This is a genomic window from Clostridium sp. UBA6640 (assembly GCF_002455975.1).
Lineage (GTDB): Bacteria > Bacillota > Clostridia > Clostridiales > Clostridiaceae > Clostridium_J.
In genome coordinates this window covers 1-15,379 of sequence record NZ_DKLM01000150.1, presented here as the reverse complement: position 1 = coordinate 15,379, position 15,379 = coordinate 1, and the positions used below count along the sequence as shown (strand labels likewise).

General features: G+C 28.7%; 12 protein-coding genes and 7 tRNA genes. 12 read left to right on the top strand and 7 right to left on the bottom strand.

The window, feature by feature from the left end; all coding sequences use genetic code 11:
• Positions 1–8: 8 nt before the first annotated feature.
• Positions 9–269, bottom strand: a complete 261-nt coding sequence (locus tag B2W91_RS17210; RefSeq protein ID WP_291583168.1) for a hypothetical protein — start codon at positions 267–269, stop codon at positions 9–11.
• Positions 270–465: 196 nt separating this feature from the next.
• Here B2W91_RS17210 and B2W91_RS17205 point away from each other — a divergent pair, with 196 nt between their 5' ends.
• Positions 466–2,055, top strand: coding sequence for a peptide ABC transporter substrate-binding protein (locus B2W91_RS17205; RefSeq protein WP_291583166.1), 1,590 nt, complete (start codon positions 466–468; stop codon positions 2,053–2,055).
• 172 nt (positions 2,056–2,227) lie between these two features.
• On the opposite strand, the gene B2W91_RS17200 is transcribed toward B2W91_RS17205, so the two are convergent.
• Positions 2,228–3,616: a hypothetical protein gene (locus B2W91_RS17200; RefSeq protein ID WP_291583165.1), complete on the bottom strand. Its 1,389-nt coding sequence runs from the start codon at positions 3,614–3,616 to the stop codon at positions 2,228–2,230.
• Positions 3,617–3,714: 98 nt separating this feature from the next.
• Between B2W91_RS17200 and B2W91_RS17195 the strand changes: the two genes are divergently transcribed.
• The 10 genes from B2W91_RS17195 (at position 3,715) to B2W91_RS17150 (ending at position 6,751) form a co-directional block, all read left to right on the top strand.
• Positions 3,715–4,692, top strand: a complete 978-nt coding sequence (locus tag B2W91_RS17195; protein ID WP_291583164.1) for an AIR synthase family protein — start codon at positions 3,715–3,717, stop codon at positions 4,690–4,692.
• Between the two features lie 36 nt (positions 4,693–4,728).
• Complete coding sequence (locus B2W91_RS17190) at positions 4,729–5,331, top strand: XTP/dITP diphosphatase (protein WP_291583162.1); 603 nt, start codon at positions 4,729–4,731, stop codon at positions 5,329–5,331.
• A 191-nt stretch (positions 5,332–5,522) separates the two neighbouring features.
• The gene (locus B2W91_RS17185) at positions 5,523–5,993 is read left to right on the top strand and encodes a metallophosphoesterase (protein ID WP_291583160.1); all 471 of its coding nucleotides are present in this window, start codon (positions 5,523–5,525) and stop codon (positions 5,991–5,993) included.
• Positions 5,994–6,167: 174 nt separating this feature from the next.
• Positions 6,168–6,243: transfer RNA gene (locus tag B2W91_RS17180), tRNA-Pro, on the top strand.
• A 20-nt stretch (positions 6,244–6,263) separates the two neighbouring features.
• Positions 6,264–6,337: transfer RNA gene (locus B2W91_RS17175), tRNA-Gly, on the top strand.
• 6 nt (positions 6,338–6,343) lie between these two features.
• Positions 6,344–6,420: transfer RNA gene (locus B2W91_RS17170), tRNA-Arg, on the top strand.
• Positions 6,421–6,428: 8 nt separating this feature from the next.
• Positions 6,429–6,504, top strand: a tRNA-His gene (locus tag B2W91_RS17165).
• Between the two features lie 11 nt (positions 6,505–6,515).
• Positions 6,516–6,590 (top strand) — tRNA-Gln (locus tag B2W91_RS17160).
• 3 nt (positions 6,591–6,593) lie between these two features.
• Positions 6,594–6,669, top strand: a tRNA-Lys gene (locus B2W91_RS17155).
• Positions 6,670–6,676: 7 nt separating this feature from the next.
• Positions 6,677–6,751: transfer RNA gene (locus tag B2W91_RS17150), tRNA-Glu, on the top strand.
• Positions 6,752–7,373: 622 nt separating this feature from the next.
• On the opposite strand, the gene B2W91_RS17145 is transcribed toward B2W91_RS17150, so the two are convergent.
• The 5 genes from B2W91_RS17145 to B2W91_RS17125 form a co-directional block, all read right to left on the bottom strand.
• Positions 7,374–8,597 carry an APC family permease gene (locus B2W91_RS17145; protein ID WP_422653279.1) on the bottom strand — a complete coding sequence of 408 codons (1,224 nt, stop codon included), beginning with the start codon at positions 8,595–8,597 and terminating at the stop codon, positions 7,374–7,376.
• 308 nt (positions 8,598–8,905) lie between these two features.
• On the bottom strand, positions 8,906–9,604 hold the full coding sequence (locus B2W91_RS17140; RefSeq protein WP_291583156.1) for a cysteine hydrolase family protein: 699 nt from the start codon (positions 9,602–9,604) through the stop codon (positions 8,906–8,908).
• Between the two features lie 220 nt (positions 9,605–9,824).
• Entirely contained in the window at positions 9,825–11,204 is a 1,380-nt protein-coding gene (locus B2W91_RS17135; RefSeq protein WP_291583154.1) for a sigma-54-dependent transcriptional regulator, read from the bottom strand.
• Positions 11,197–13,542 carry a cache domain-containing protein gene (locus B2W91_RS17130; protein ID WP_291583152.1) on the bottom strand — a complete coding sequence of 782 codons (2,346 nt, stop codon included), beginning with the start codon at positions 13,540–13,542 and terminating at the stop codon, positions 11,197–11,199. Before B2W91_RS17130 ends, B2W91_RS17135 begins: the two co-directional genes overlap by 8 nt.
• A 130-nt stretch (positions 13,543–13,672) precedes the next feature.
• Complete coding sequence (locus tag B2W91_RS17125; RefSeq protein ID WP_291583150.1) at positions 13,673–14,008, bottom strand: hypothetical protein; 336 nt, start codon at positions 14,006–14,008, stop codon at positions 13,673–13,675.
• A gap of 248 nt (positions 14,009–14,256) precedes the next feature.
• Here B2W91_RS17125 and B2W91_RS17120 point away from each other — a divergent pair, with 248 nt between their 5' ends.
• A complete protein-coding gene (locus B2W91_RS17120; protein ID WP_291583149.1) occupies positions 14,257–15,000 on the top strand; it encodes a peptidylprolyl isomerase in 744 nt (247 codons plus the stop codon).
• Positions 15,001–15,379 lie beyond the last annotated feature (379 nt).

The following is a 15,379-nucleotide window of genomic DNA, read 5'->3' as shown; positions in this document are numbered from 1 at the left end:
TTTTTTTATTACATGCTCTCTTTAGATATATTCTCACGTAAATCTTTTTTCTCTGAAGTTTCATCCTCTTGGTCATAATTAACAACCATATTATTACTTTCAATAGCTTTTGTTAATCTATAAATATTATGAGAAAGTTTTTCTAAAAGATAATTTCTATATCTTGTTTGATGGAAAAATTGATTAAAGATTACAAAACTCCATATCCCCAAAAGTATAAAAGTGAAAAGAGCAATTATTCCCAAAATTTTAAGTAATAATGTTAACATTATCTTACCTCCAGTAAACTAACCATTTATATAAACAGGATTTTATACAGATCATGATTTTTATTATTTAGTATTATATCATATATTTACTCTATTTAGTATTTGTATGTTATAAAATTTTATTATATGAATTGAATTAATATATATAATTTGTAAATAATTAATAAATGAAATATGGTATTGAGGAATGAGAGTTATGAAAAAAATAATATTTGCAATATTTTTAGTTACGATCTGTATATTTTCTATTTCCATTGAGGATGCAGATAATATGTTTGTAAAAAATATAGAAAAAGATTATATAGTTTATAATATGGAGAAAAGACCTAACAATTTAATTATGACATCTTCTACAAATGTAAGAGAAAAAGATTTGTTATTAGCACTATTTCAAGGGCTGGTTAAAAAAGATATTAATGATAATATAGAACCAGCTTTAGCAGAGTGCTATGAAATAAGTGAAGATAAAATAGAGTACAATTTTAAAATAAGAAATGATGCTAAGTATAGTAATGGAAAACCTATAACTGCTGAAGAATTTGTGGAATTTTTTGAAGAATTTCTTCAAGATAAAAATAATGTCTATAGTAAAGACTTCGATATAGTTTTTGGTGTTAAAGATTTTAGAGAAGGAAAAATACCGTTCTCTAAAGTGGCTATAACCTCTAAAAATGATAATATACTGTGCATTAGACTAAATAAACCTTCTAATGACTTACTAAGTATTTTAGCTAGTCCTGTCATGGGACTTAGAAGTTATGATAGTTTAAAAAATGATTATAAAAATAACTATAAGAATATCTTATATAGTGGTGCTTTTATTATTGAAAATATAAAGGATAATGGAGAGGTTATTATAAGTAAAAATGCTAATTATTATAATAATAAAAAAATCACTGATGAAAAAATAGTATTCACATTTATAGAAGATAGGGAAAAAGCGCTGGCTTATTTTGAAGTAGAAGAAAATAAAGATAATATAGATATAATAATGAATCCTCCTATTAATGAATACTTAAGATTGACAGATGAAAATAAATTAGAAGGATTTTCAGGACATACAAGTATTTATCTTAACTTTAATTTAAAAGAAAAAAGAATATCAAAGGATATAAATTTTAGAAATGCTATAAATAGTTCTATATCAAAAGACTATATTGCACAACAAATGTCAAAGGATTTTGCAGTGGCAGCTTCAGCTTATACAATAAGTAAAGAACAAATTTTTAATACTTATGGTAACAAATCACTAGGAGAAAAATTTTTATCTGCAAGTAGCTATTCTAAGGAAAATATTCTGACATTGCTTTATGAAAACAATTCTCTTGAGAAAAGAATTGCGGAGGATATAGTAAAGGATATTGAAGAAGACTTGTCAATAAATATAGAAATAATACCTTATGAAAAATCAGAGAGAGAGAAAGTCATAAAAGAAGGCAAATACGATATGATATTACAAGCTCATTCTTTTAAAGATAGTGATGAATTATCTTATTTTGAATTATGGAGTAGCTTTTCTGAAGAGAATGATTACGGATTTTCTAACAATGAATATGATATGCTGTTAAACAAAGCAAAAGATGAACTAAATTCAGAAGAAAGAAAAAAACTATATTTAAGTTGTGAAAAGATTTTAAGGCAGCATTTGCCATCTATACCTATATACAATTTGAATACAGTGATTTGCAGAAAGCCATATATCCGAGGAATACAGATGACAAGAGACGGAAATATAATATTTGATAATATAATATTAGATGATAAGATGGCTGAACAAAATAAGTAGTTGAAAATTTAAGATATATTCTTAAAACAAAGGGGCAAAAATATTATCATTTATAAATTCTAGCAATAAATAATATTGAATAGTTAAAACTAAATAATTATATAAATTAATAGTTTTTAAAATAGCTTTGCAAGTTTAATATAGAAATTTAAACTTGCAAAGCTATAAAATCTTATATAGTTTTAATAAATAAAGTAGCATAAAAAATAAGCATATTTCTATAGGCATCAAAGCTTGGCTTACTAGGTTTAAATGTCTCTTTTTTATTATTATAAGTTACATACTTTGTAAAAATTGGCGCCAATTCATTACTTTCAGGCGTAGACATTGATGACATTCTAAAAAATTCATCTTGAAGCAGATCATCTGTTTTAGATGAAAAATTCCTATATCTTTCTACGTCATCTAAAGTAGGAGCTTCAGGCCAGCTTAAAATTAATCCTGAACCGATTACTTGATTTTTATATATATTATGAACTAATGAGTTATCAGGATTTTCTCCTTCATCTTTTTCTATATCATAATGAAGCATCATCGCATGCAAATATAACATTATTTCATCTGCGGTAAATTTATTTTCTTTTTCTTGAAAATTTTTTACGAAAATACCATTGTCACCTTGGTAAAGACTTTCCAGTATAGAATATGCTTTTTGACTTTCATCTTTAAACTTCTTGATATTTGTAGTTTTATATAAAATCATGCAATTTATATAAAGTAAACAAGTAGTATCTAAATTTTCCCTTAGGGATGATATAGGAATATGCCTTAGATTTTCAAGCATAAGTTCTGAAAAATCTAAAAGTAAAACTAATGCTTCATCTAATTTAGAATATTTATAAAAAATGTTAAAAGCAAAACAAATTTTTACTAATTCATCGTGAGAAACATTATAGATTTCCTCTTTAAATTGTTCAAACATATTAAGTATATCTAGGGCAAAATTTTTAAATTGATTGTTTTCACTAATTTTATCATAGGTGGAATATTTATAGTAAGCAGCCATTAGTAATGCTTGATTAGAAAATTTAAATTTAGTATCCTTATCACGAAGGGTATATTGACCTAATAATGGATCAGTGTCATCTATCTTATCAATAAAAACTCCTTCATTATTTCTACAGTTTAGAGCATAAAATTCAAGTTGTTCTCTTGCCAAATCTAGATAATAATTTTTAAGTGAGTATTTATCATTGTCAATATCTATAAAATCATTATAATAATCTGCTAGCTCTAAGAGGCTTAAAGTCATATAAGCATTAGAAGCAATGGTTATTTCTTTTTTAAATTTTCTATCATTCCATTTAAGTTTCTCATTATTATTTATTAGTTTTCCATCGGCCTTTTTATATAGGCTTAATAGTGGAGAATTTACATCGTTTATGCTATCATCATTTGTAGGTAATATTTTATTCCTCAAATGTTCACTTGGTGAAACAATTCCACAACTAGAGCCTAGAACTATGTGTGCTATAGATTCTTTAGATAAGTAAAAGAGTTGACTTTTTATGTTTTCGTTATCTAAAATATTAATTCGTAAGAACGGTCCTATATATTTCAACGTAACACCACCATAATATTGATTATATTTAATAATATGATGGTAAATGGAAAAATGTGCTAACTATTTACTTTAGAGAAGGTTAAAGGAGAATTAAAATGGAAGTTGGAAAGCTAAATTGGGATGATTTAAAATATATTATTGATAAAAATAAAAGTATAAAAAGAGATGATGTTAGGGTTAGAAACGGGATTGGTGAAGATTGTGCAGTTATAGAATACGGAGACTTTGAATGTGTTGTTTCTACTGATCCGGTGACAGGAGCAGATGAAAATATAGGGAAAATTGCAGTACATATAAATTGTAATGATATTGCTTCCTGTGGAGTTGAACCTGTAGGTATACTTGTAACAATCTTAGCGCCGCCTACTTCTAGCTTAGAGGATATAAAAAAAATAATGAATGAAATTGATGGAGAGACGAAGAAATTAAATGTTGAAATATTAGGAGGGCATACAGAAATTACGGAAGCAGTAAATAAAATTGTAGTATCTTGTACTGCCATAGGTAAAGGGAAAAAGAATAGCGCTATATCCACTTCAGGAGCTAAAGTTGGAGATTCTATCATAATAACTAAGAAATTATGCTTAGAAGGTACTTCGATTTTAGTTAATGATTTTTATGATAAATGTAAAAAAGTTCTTACAGAAGAAGAAATAAATATAGCAAAATCATATGTTGAGAGTATAAGTGTTGTAAAAGAAGGGAAAATTGCTGGAGATAATAGAGCAAATTCTATGCATGATATTACAGAGGGAGGAGCATTAGGAGCATTATGGGAGATGGCAAAGGCTAGTAATGTAGGCTTTAAAGTCTATAAAGAAAAAATGCCTATTTCTAATATTACTAAAAAACTTTGTGATGAGTTTGGCATAGACCCATTAAAATTTATTTCTTCAGGAAGCATGGTAATAACAACTGAAAATGGAGAAGAACTAGTAAAAAAAATGGCTGAGAGCGGTATAGAAGCTACTATTATAGGATGTCTTACAAAAGAAAAAGGTATATTGGTTGATAAACAAATAGAAATTGAAATAGTACCACCAGAAAGAGATGAACTTTTTAAAATATTTTAAATTAAAACAAAATATTGTAGTCATATGGAGGAAAATATGAAAAAATTAATAATAGCAAGTAATAATAATCATAAAATACAAGAGATAAAAGAGATGCTTAAAGAGTTCCCATTAGAAGTTTTAGGGCTAAAAGAAGCAGGAATAGATATTGATGTTGAAGAAAATGGTACTACATTTATGGAAAATGCATTAATAAAGGCTAAAGCTATACATAATATATCAAAAGAAAATATGGTATTGGCAGATGACTCAGGGTTAATGGTAGACGCGCTAAATGGAGCACCAGGAGTTTATTCAGCAAGATATAGTGGAGAACATGGTAATGACGTGGCTAATAATAAAAAGCTTATAAAAGAGCTTGAAGGAGTATGTTTTGAAAAAAGAGATGCTGCTTTTGTTTGCGCTATGGCTTTAATTGTAAATGAAGAAAACATAATAAAGGTTGAAGGCAAGGTAGAAGGAAAAATAAAAGAACAGTACATAGAAATAAAAGATGCTTTTGGATATGATCCATTATTTTATGTGGAGAGTTTAGGGAAAACCTTTGCAGAAGTAAGTTCACAAGTAAAGAACTCTATGAGTCATAGAGGAAGAGCACTAGAAAGTTTAAAAGTGGAATTAACTAAATATGTAGATTAGACAATGGAGAATTGACGATGAACAATTGACAATTATGGCTACAATTAATTCTTTGTGAATTAATTTCTTTAACTAATTATGCATTAAATAAAATTGTCCATTGTTAATTCTCAATTAAATGTATTGATTTTTTATGGCGATAATATTATACTATTGTTCTAATTTTAATACTTCAGTAGGAGGAATGCATATTGAAAATAGGCGTAATAAGTGACACGCATGGGAGCTTAAAAAGTATAGAAGACGCTATGAAGATTTTAAAAGATTGTGATGTAATATTTCATTTAGGTGATTATGCTAACGATATAAATTATATTGAAGAAATATATGACGGAAAGATTATAGCTGTAAGAGGCAATTGTGACTTTTATAGCAATATTTGTGAAGAAAGAATAGAGCAGATAGGTAGTAATACTATATTTTTAACACATGGTGACAAATATGGTGTTAAAATAAATACTTTTAAGCTAAGATATAAAGCTATGGAGATAGGGGCTAATATTGTACTATATGGTCATTCTCATGTATCAAAGATAGAATATGAAGATGGAATATGGTTTATAAATCCTGGAAGCCCATCACAGCCTAGAAATAGAATTAAAACTGTATGTATTATCAACATAAATGGTAGTAAGATTAACCCGCAAATTATTGAAATATAAGATAATTTAATACATTACTTTTCAAATGTTAGCAAGATTTACTAAAAAAATTACCTAAATTTTTATAAAAAGTTTCAAAAAGGTGTTGACTTATAAAAATAAATGATGTAGAATAATCATTGTCGTCAGGAGAAAACAACAAGTCGACAAGCTAATAAAATGAAGTGAAATCTTCGGGGTGTGGCGCAGATGGGAGCGCGCGTGGTTTGGGACCATGAGGTCGCAGGTTCAATCCCTGTCACCCCGACCACTAATTTTAAAACCTAATATGCGGGTGTAACTCAATGGTAGAGTGCTAGCCTTCCAAGCTAGTTACGAGGGTTCGATTCCCTTCACCCGCTCCAAAATATGCGTTTTTAGCTCAGCTGGATAGAGCAACGCCCTTCTAAGGCGTGGGCCAGGGGTTCGAATCCCTTAAAACGCACCATATATATGGTGGCCGTAGTTCAGTTGGTAGAGCACCAGATTGTGGCTCTGGATGTCGTGGGTTCGAATCCCATCGGTCACCCCATATATACATAGTGGGATATCGCCAAGCGGTAAGGCACCAGACTTTGACTCTGGCATTCGTAGGTTCAAATCCTGCTATCCCAGCCAAATGGTTCACTAGCTCAGTCGGTAGAGCACATGACTTTTAATCATGGTGTCCGGGGTTCGATCCCCCGGTGAGCCACCAAAGCTTTGGCTCCTTGGTCAAGCGGTTAAGACACCACCCTTTCACGGTGGTAACAGGGGTTCGATTCCCCTAGGAGTCACCATAACTCTTACTTTTAAAGTAAGAGTTTTTTATTTTTTGTAAAATATTTTCTATAAAGTAATATGAGAATATATAAGAATAGGTTTTATTTACAGATAAAGATATTTCAATATGTGATTATTTTTGTAGTATTGAACATCTTGATATAGTAATTTGCTGTTTTCCAAATGAGAATCTAAATAGACAAGAGTAATATATTTACGTTACATTAATATACAATATAATAACTTAATTCTATTGAAGATATTTACTAATTTTTATTTTATAAGATTACAGCTTTAAGTTTTTAATTTAGGTAGTAATTGATAAATTCTTATAATAAAAATTAACTATGGCAAAAATCATATTAATATGATTTTTGTTATAGTTCCTAATTATCACATATAAACTAATTTATATAGACTATTAATACTTAATCAGTAGTCTATATATTTTTATAAAAAATATAGTTAAGTGTATAATTGCCAAAGGTATAGATTCTAAGATATTCAAGGTATAAACATATATAGTTAATACTTGATAGAAAATTAGAATTGATAAATTTATTAAAAATAATGCCAATATCCATTGAGGATATTGGCATTATTATTTTAATAAGAAAAACTCATATTTATAAATTTCTATTACATATCATTTATCATTGGCAATTTCTTTTTAGATGTTTTTGACAGTATAATTCCATAAATTACTCCTAAAGAAAGCCAAGCAAAGCCTACAGTTAATGCAAAGGTTGACAAATTAATCCATAGATAGAAACATACAACAAAGCCTAAAGCAGGAATTATTAAATTAAAAAGAATCCTTCTCTCTTTCTTTTTAATAAAGTAATATACAATTACAGAAAGATTTACACACATAAAACCAACAAGACCACCAAAATTTAATAGTTCTGTCACTAAGGATATATTAAGGGTAAGAGCACCTATAATTCCTATAGTACACATTATAAAAATATTATAAGTTGGAGTTTTATATTTTGGATGTAAATGAGTAAAGAATTTTTTTGGTAATACTTCATCTCTTCCCATACCAAAGAGTAACCGTGCAGCACTAGATTGTCCTGTAAGTCCTGCAGTAAGTGTAGAAATAACAACTGCAAAAGTATAAAGTCCTGCTAATAATGCTCCTCCTGCAAGTTTAGCCACTTCAAATAAAGCAGTATCTGAAGATGCAAAGCTTGAATAATCAGGCCATACTAATTGTATAACATAAGCTTGAACTATAAAGATTAATCCACCTACAATACAGGAAATAAGGGCNNCTGCCATAGTAGTTATAGAATCAAAGCCAAGGAAAGAGAAACAAGCAATTGCACCACCAGCTATAAGAGTGGAAACTGAAAAAGTACTTTCATTATAAAAAGGTTTAATTGATAATAATGTTCCTTCACCAACTCCAGCTAAGACCGACTTTCCACAGATAAACACAAATATTACTACAATAGCACCCATTAATCCTACTAAATAAAGATTTGCCTTAGCAGCAATCTCCACACCAAAATAATTTACAAAAGTAGTTATTCCACCTATGATAAGTACCCATGCCCAATAAGGAACGGATGGTATTGCCACATTAGCATAGGCTGCACCTACCATAAATACTATCAATGGAACTAAAACATAGCTCATGAACATACACCACCCAGCTAAAAAACCAAGATATGGGCTAATAGCACGTTGAGTATATGTATAAGTTGATCCAGCCACAGGAAAAGCAGCTGCCATGCGACCATAGCTATAAGCTGTAAATAGCATTGCTATCATTGCACAAAGATATGCCAATGCTAGCATTCCACCTGTTAATTGTGATGCTGCACCATAGATATATGCTGGTGCAATAGGAGTCATAAAAGCAATTCCATATATAGTTAAGTCTTTTAATGTCAAAACTCTTTTTAACTCATCTTTATAACCAGAATTTTTATCTTCTGAATCAGCTTTTTTCATTTAAATCTCCTCCGTTTATCTTAGAGTTTACAAATTAATATATTAAAAATATCAAATATCTTTAATGATTATTATAAATTTTACTTTCAAGGATATTTATTTCTATTAAAAATTACTTTTAAAATTTATATGCAGATAATTACCTTTAAACTTAGTTTAATAAAACAATTATCTGCATAAATAGATATGTTAATTATATAAATAGAGTTTTATAGATTTTTTTCTATCAACTCAATTGTTTCATCTGTGTTTAATATATCGCAGTATACTAAGTTCATTATTTTAAGTTCCATATTATGAAGTTCCATACAACTTGCGGCGCAACAATCTTCAACACAAATAACTTTTAGGCCAGCATCTGCAAGGCCTCTTATTGTACTTCCAACACATTGATCTGTAACTATTCCTGTAACTACAACAGTTTCGATACCCATGAATTTTAATATTTGAAGATAGTTTGTACCAGTTGTAACACTATCAGTAGTTTTATTAACTACTATTTCATTTTTCAGAGGAGTTAATTCTTCAATCATTTGTGCAGCAAAGCTATCAACATGAAGAAGAATATTATTCCAGCCTTCTGATTTTTGAACAGGTGACCTGTCTTCACCATCTTCACGTAGACAAGCAATGCGTCCAAAAGTTACAGTTAATCCTTTGTCACGGAAGAATTTCAAAAGACGTTGATTATTTGGTATTACAATATTATCCAATCTATCATGAAAAGGAATCCAGCGTTCCCATTCTCCTGCAGCTTTAAATTCCAGTGCTTCGCCAAAATCTCTAAGTATGAATTCATTTTGCATGTCAACTATTAAAAGTGCAGTTTTTTTGGGGTCTAATGTTACCTCTGGTAAATCTTTTAATGTTTCATAGTAATAAGATATAAATTTTTCTCTTGTTTTCATTTTTATAATCCTCCTTAATTATCATATAAATTTGTAGGTTCTAAAATTATATAAAGCAAGTGACATGCCAATTTAAAAAAGCAAGGAAACTTAGTAATTTCCTTGCTTTTTTATTGAAAAGTTATGTTATTTTGTTATAATTGCTAATTTAAGGTGTCTAAGAAGCTAAGACTTTTACTAAATATCTTAGTTATATATGACACCTTTTAGTTACATGGTGCTACATTTTTGTATCATCTTTTGATAAATCTAATTGTTTAATTTTCAATTGCAGATTTTTTCTAGCAATATCTATTTGTTTTGCGGTAGCAGAAATATTCCAGTTATTTCTTTTTAAGGCTTGAGTTATATAGTTTTTTTCAAAAATTTTTTTCGCTTCAAGAAAAGGTATTCTATCATCTTCAATATTAGTTATTTCCTCATTTTTTACTTCTTTTGGCAAATCATAAGTATGAATTATTGTACTAGAAGAAAAGACTACTAACCTCTCTACTAGATTTCTTAACTCACGGATATTTCCAGGCCAACTATACTCCATAAGAATTTTCAATGCTTCGTTAGAAAAAGCTATAAAAGGTTTGCGCATTTCACTACAAAAATACTGGAGAAAGTGATTAAGAAATATGGGGATATCTTCAAGTCTATCTTTTAATGGTGGCATATGAATAGGAACTACGTTTATTCTATAAAAAAGATCTTCTCTAAAAGTACCTTTAGCTACTTCTTCAGGTAAGTTTTTATTAGTAGCTGCTATTAAGCGAAAATTGGCTTTAATAATTTTAGTGCCTCCTACACGCTCAAATTCCTTCTCTTGCAACACCCTAAGAAGTTTACTTTGAAGCTTTGGAGAAATTTCACCAATTTCATCAAGAAAAAGAGTTCCACCATCCGCCATTTCAAATCGTCCAATTTTCGTTGATATTGCTCCTGTAAAAGCTCCTCTTTCATGGCCAAATAATTCACTTTCTAGAATACTCTCGGACAAGGCTGCACAATTTACTTTTACTAAAGTACCATCACTACAAGAACTATTTTGATGTAAGAGATTAGCAGCGACTTCTTTTCCTGTACCACTTTCACCGGTAATTAATATAGTGGAATTTGTAGGCGCAACAATATTAATGTTTCTTTTAATTTCTTCAATTTCAGCGCTATTACCTAATAACTGTACTCTTTTTTCCATTGCTTCAATTTTATTTTTTAGTACCCTATTCTCAGTATTTAAGTTATAAAAGTTTACTGCTCTTTCCACGTTTAAAAGAAATTCTTCTATATTTAAAGGTTTTACAAGATAGGTATAAGCACCAAAGGTCATAGCTTCAACTGCACCTGAGATTGAAGCTTCACCTGTAAGCATAATTACTTGAATATCAGTATATTCATTTTTAATTTTATTTAATACATCAATACCACCAATGCCTGGCATTACAATATCACATATAACTACAGCATAAGGTTCATTCCTAAGCATATTAAGAGCATACTCTCCATTAATAGCTGTATTGGCATCATATCCTTTAGACTTTAAAATTCTAGAATGAATTTTTAAAAAACTTTCATCATCATCTATAATTAAAATTTTATTCAGTTTATTAGGCATTTGTATCACACCTTTCTTTAGAAGGGAGTATAATCGCAAAGGTTGTCCCATGTTTGTATTTACTTTGTACTTTAATTTCCCCCCCATGTTTTTCAATCTCTTTATTTACAATCCATAGCCCTAGACCTGTACCTTTACCTGCTTCTTTTGTAGTAAAAAAAGGTTTAAATATTTTGTCTAGATTTTCTTCTAATATTCCTAAACCTGTATCAGAAAAACATATTTCTGTTTTTTCATTATTTAGGCTTTTTCCGCTGATATTTAGCTTCCCGCCTCCAGGCATTGCTTGGACTGCATTAGTAATGAGATTCAAAAATACATGTTTTATAGAACTAGATTTACCAAATACATATAGTGGTTCATTAGGTAAGTTTATAATTACATCAATATCTCCTTTAATGATAGATGTTCTCTCTAAAAGCAGTACTTGCTCAACAAGATTTTTGACTTCTATTTTTTTTATTTTTTCATCTGAAGGACGAGAGAAATCTAAAAGATTATAAATAATTTTCTCAGCTCTTATGATGTTAGTATCTATTTCTTCAATTGCTTCTTTAGCTATTTCATCTTTATGGGTATTATCACAAGAATTAAGTAAGTATGAAGCACCTTTTATTACAGCTAAAGGATTTTTTAATTCATGAGTAACTCCAGCAGACATTTGCCCAATTGCAGCCATTTTCTCAGCTTGAATGAGTTCTTTTTCGAGCATAACTTGTTCCGTTACTTTTCTACTATGTACAACTATTTCATCAATATTACCTAGACTATCATATACAGGGAACGACCAAAGATGATATACTTCTGAGTTTCTTAAAATTTCGCTTTTATATTCAGATCTAGTTTCTAATGTATTTATTATAGGACAATCTTCACAAGGGCAATTTGACGCATTAAAAACTTGGTAACAAAACATACCTATAACATCGTCATTTTTAAAACTTTTTTTAGCTATATTTAAACCCTTATGATTAATTCTTCTAATTTGATAATTTGGTCCTAAAATCATCATTATTCCACTAAAACTATTAAAAAGAGTTTCTAACTGATTCTTATTTCTAATTATATTTTCTGTATATTCCTCAATTTTTCTACTCATGGTATTGAAGGAGTCAGCTAAAATACCTATTTCATCCTTAGAAGTTACTTTTACAGTCTCACCAAATTTTCCATTAGCTATTTTTTTAGCATCTTGAGTAAGGGTTAAAATAGGATTTGTTATTTTTAAAGAGAGATGAACTCCCATAAGTAAAAGCATAAATATAATAAGTATTATAGCTAACCAAAACTTTGATGCTAAATTTTTAAAACCAACTACATAGTCATTCTTATTAACTTCTATACCTATGCTCCATCCTAAGTTATTAATTGGTTCAAAAGAAACGATGTGTTCCTCCGATTCTTTATCATATAACAGCAGCCCTTTTTCACCATATGTCATACTAGATAGTATTTTTTCATAATCTTCACTAATTTGCTGTTTGAAAATATTAGTATTAAGCAGCTCACCTTGTATAGGACTTGTCCTCATATACTCTGGATGATAGATAACGTTTCCTTCCTGATCTATTATAAAGGCAAATCCTGAATCGCCTAAACTAAAATCTGCAAGCGTCTTTTTAATTTTGTTTAAAGAAACATCTATGCATACAATCCCTTTAAAATTTTCATTTATATAAACAGGATGAGAACAGGTAATTACCCATCCTTTTCCAGCATAATCATAGTAAGGTTTAGTCCATATTGCTTTAGAGTTATTATTATTTTCTTGTGCTACTAAGGTATAAAATGGATCTTTTCTTTGATCGTGATCTGGAGCAAAGATCAAATTGGACAAATAAGGATATACTCTAATAAATCCATTATTTGAAACCATATATATGTATTCTATAGAAGAGTTACTTTCTTTTATTTTTTTGAAAACATTATCTAACTTTTCTGTATTGATAAGATCATTTATTACTTCTTCAGTAAATTCAATATTATTAGGTACATATACATTTGAAACGGTGTTTAAAGAAGTTTCTTTATCTATCTGTCTTTCTAGCACTCCTCTAGTATCGAAAGAATAGTGACCTGGAATAGACTTCCCACTTTGCTTCTCATTTAAAATATACTCTGTCCATTGAGATAAATTTTCCACTTCCCTTTCTACTTGATCTAAGTCTTTTGAAATGACGTCTGCTTTTTCTTTAGCAAGTGCACCGAGATTTTCTTTCATATTTTTCTCTTCCATAGTTCTGCTTTCTTGAACAAAGAAAAGAGTAAATAGTGTAAATGGTACTATGCATATGAGAATAAAGAAACTTATTATTTTAACAACTAAAGATTTTCCCATAATCATTGCACTCCTTTATTTTGTACTTAATAGAAGCATAAAATGATAATAGCATATAGTGCAAAAATCTTTCCTGAATAAATGAAATATTCTGTAATCAAAGAAAAACTAAAGAGTATATGATTTTAGTTTATGTCTCAAATATAAGACAGAAAGCGTATCCTACAAGTAGAACAATACTCACAAGCATTGATTTATCAAAATAATTTTTAAACAATTCTAAAGAAGGGGTATTTTTACCTATTATTAAATGTGATAAAAAGTTATTAATATCAACAGTATGTTCTATATTGTTATAAGCACCTACATAATTTACCCCAAGAGAGACAGTAATTATTATTGAGAATAACAGCAATATTAGTATGGGTTTATTTAATTTCACTATTTTATGCTTTTTAAATGATTTTGAGCATAATGCTAAAGAAAGCATTATAAATACAATAAATGTTAGTAATAAAAATTTCACAGTCAATTCCTCCTAAAACTAGTTTAATTTTAACTTATAATAATCTAATTTATAATTTTAACCTCCAATTTAATAAAAAATTTTGTTGTTTTATAATAAAATTGTTCATGAAAAGATTTTAATCTAATATAATTACTATATATAAGTATATAATTCCTGTCATTTCTAGAAAATTATTTCGTTTTTGTATGGGCTATGTTATGATAGGAGAATAGGATAATTCAATAAGGTAATAAAGGAGACGTATTATGGAAAATAAAGTTTTAGCCGTAGTTAATGGAAATGAAATAACTCAGATGGATTTAGATTTTTCAATAGCTAGATTCCCAGAGCAAAATCAAAGTTATTTTCAAACAGAGGAAGGCAGAAAGCAACTGTTAGATCAAATTGTTAATTATGAATTAATATACAATTATGCTAAAGATAATAATGTAGAAAATGAAGACGAATACAAAAAACAATTAGAACTTCTTAAAAGAGACCTGTTAATACAACTAGAAGTAACAAAAACTTTTAATAAGGTTCAAGTTAATGATAATGAAATAGAAGAGTTTTACAATAACAATCAAGCTATGTTTAAATCAGAAGAAACAGTAGTAGCTAAACATATATTAATTGATTCAGAAGAACAAGCTAAACAAATAATAGAAGAAATAGAGAATGGCAAGTCATTTGAAGATGCTGCTATGGAACATTCAAAATGCCCATCTAAAGCGCAAGGCGGAAATTTAGGGGAATTTGGAAGAGGAAGAATGGTACCTGAATTTGAAGAAGCTGCTTTTGAATTAGAAGTAGGGGTAATTAGTGAGCCAGTTAAATCTCAATTTGGATTTCATATTATAAAAGTTGAGGATAAAAAACAGCCTTCAATAAAACCATTAGAAGAAGTTAAGCCTATGATAACAACTAATTTATTACATGAAAAACAAAATAAAGAGTTTTTAGGATTAGTTGAAAAATTAAAAGGTATCTACTCAGTAGAGATGAAATAATTTAGAATCCCATAGTTTATGCTATGGGATTTTGTTCATATTTAATATAAATTAGCTGTAATTTCATATTAATCCTATAAACAATTCCACGTGTATCTCTATGCAAAATATGAAGAAAAATAGAGAAAATAGAAGAGATAAAAAAATAAATTTATATTATGATATATTTTATCATGAGAAGAATATATATCCTATGATACTATGTAGAAGTCGCAATTCCCCATGGGAACTAAGACATACAGAATAGCTTAAAGATTTTTTTAAATAACATTTTAAATGATTTTAAAAAAAATTAAAAAGTTGTTGACAAGAAGAAATTTAAGTGATAAACTAATTAAGCAGTCGGAAAACGGCGGTAAAATAGTAAAAAACTTGGTCT

Bases quoted from the DNA above. Each gene is read 5' to 3' on its own strand.
- B2W91_RS17210 (WP_291583168.1), bottom strand. From the start codon at position 269: ATGTTAACATTATTACTTAAAATTTTGGGAATAATTGCTCTTTTCACT.
- B2W91_RS17205 (WP_291583166.1), top strand. From the start codon at position 466: ATGAAAAAAATAATATTTGCAATATTTTTAGTTACGATCTGTATATTT.
- B2W91_RS17195 (WP_291583164.1), top strand. From the start codon at position 3,715: ATGGAAGTTGGAAAGCTAAATTGGGATGATTTAAAATATATTATTGAT.
- B2W91_RS17190 (WP_291583162.1), top strand. From the start codon at position 4,729: ATGAAAAAATTAATAATAGCAAGTAATAATAATCATAAAATACAAGAG.
- B2W91_RS17140 (WP_291583156.1), bottom strand. From the start codon at position 9,604: ATGAAAACAAGAGAAAAATTTATATCTTATTACTATGAAACATTAAAA.
- B2W91_RS17135 (WP_291583154.1), bottom strand. From the start codon at position 11,204: ATGCCTAATAAACTGAATAAAATTTTAATTATAGATGATGATGAAAGT.
- B2W91_RS17130 (WP_291583152.1), bottom strand. From the start codon at position 13,542: ATGGGAAAATCTTTAGTTGTTAAAATAATAAGTTTCTTTATTCTCATA.
- B2W91_RS17120 (WP_291583149.1), top strand. From the start codon at position 14,257: ATGGAAAATAAAGTTTTAGCCGTAGTTAATGGAAATGAAATAACTCAG.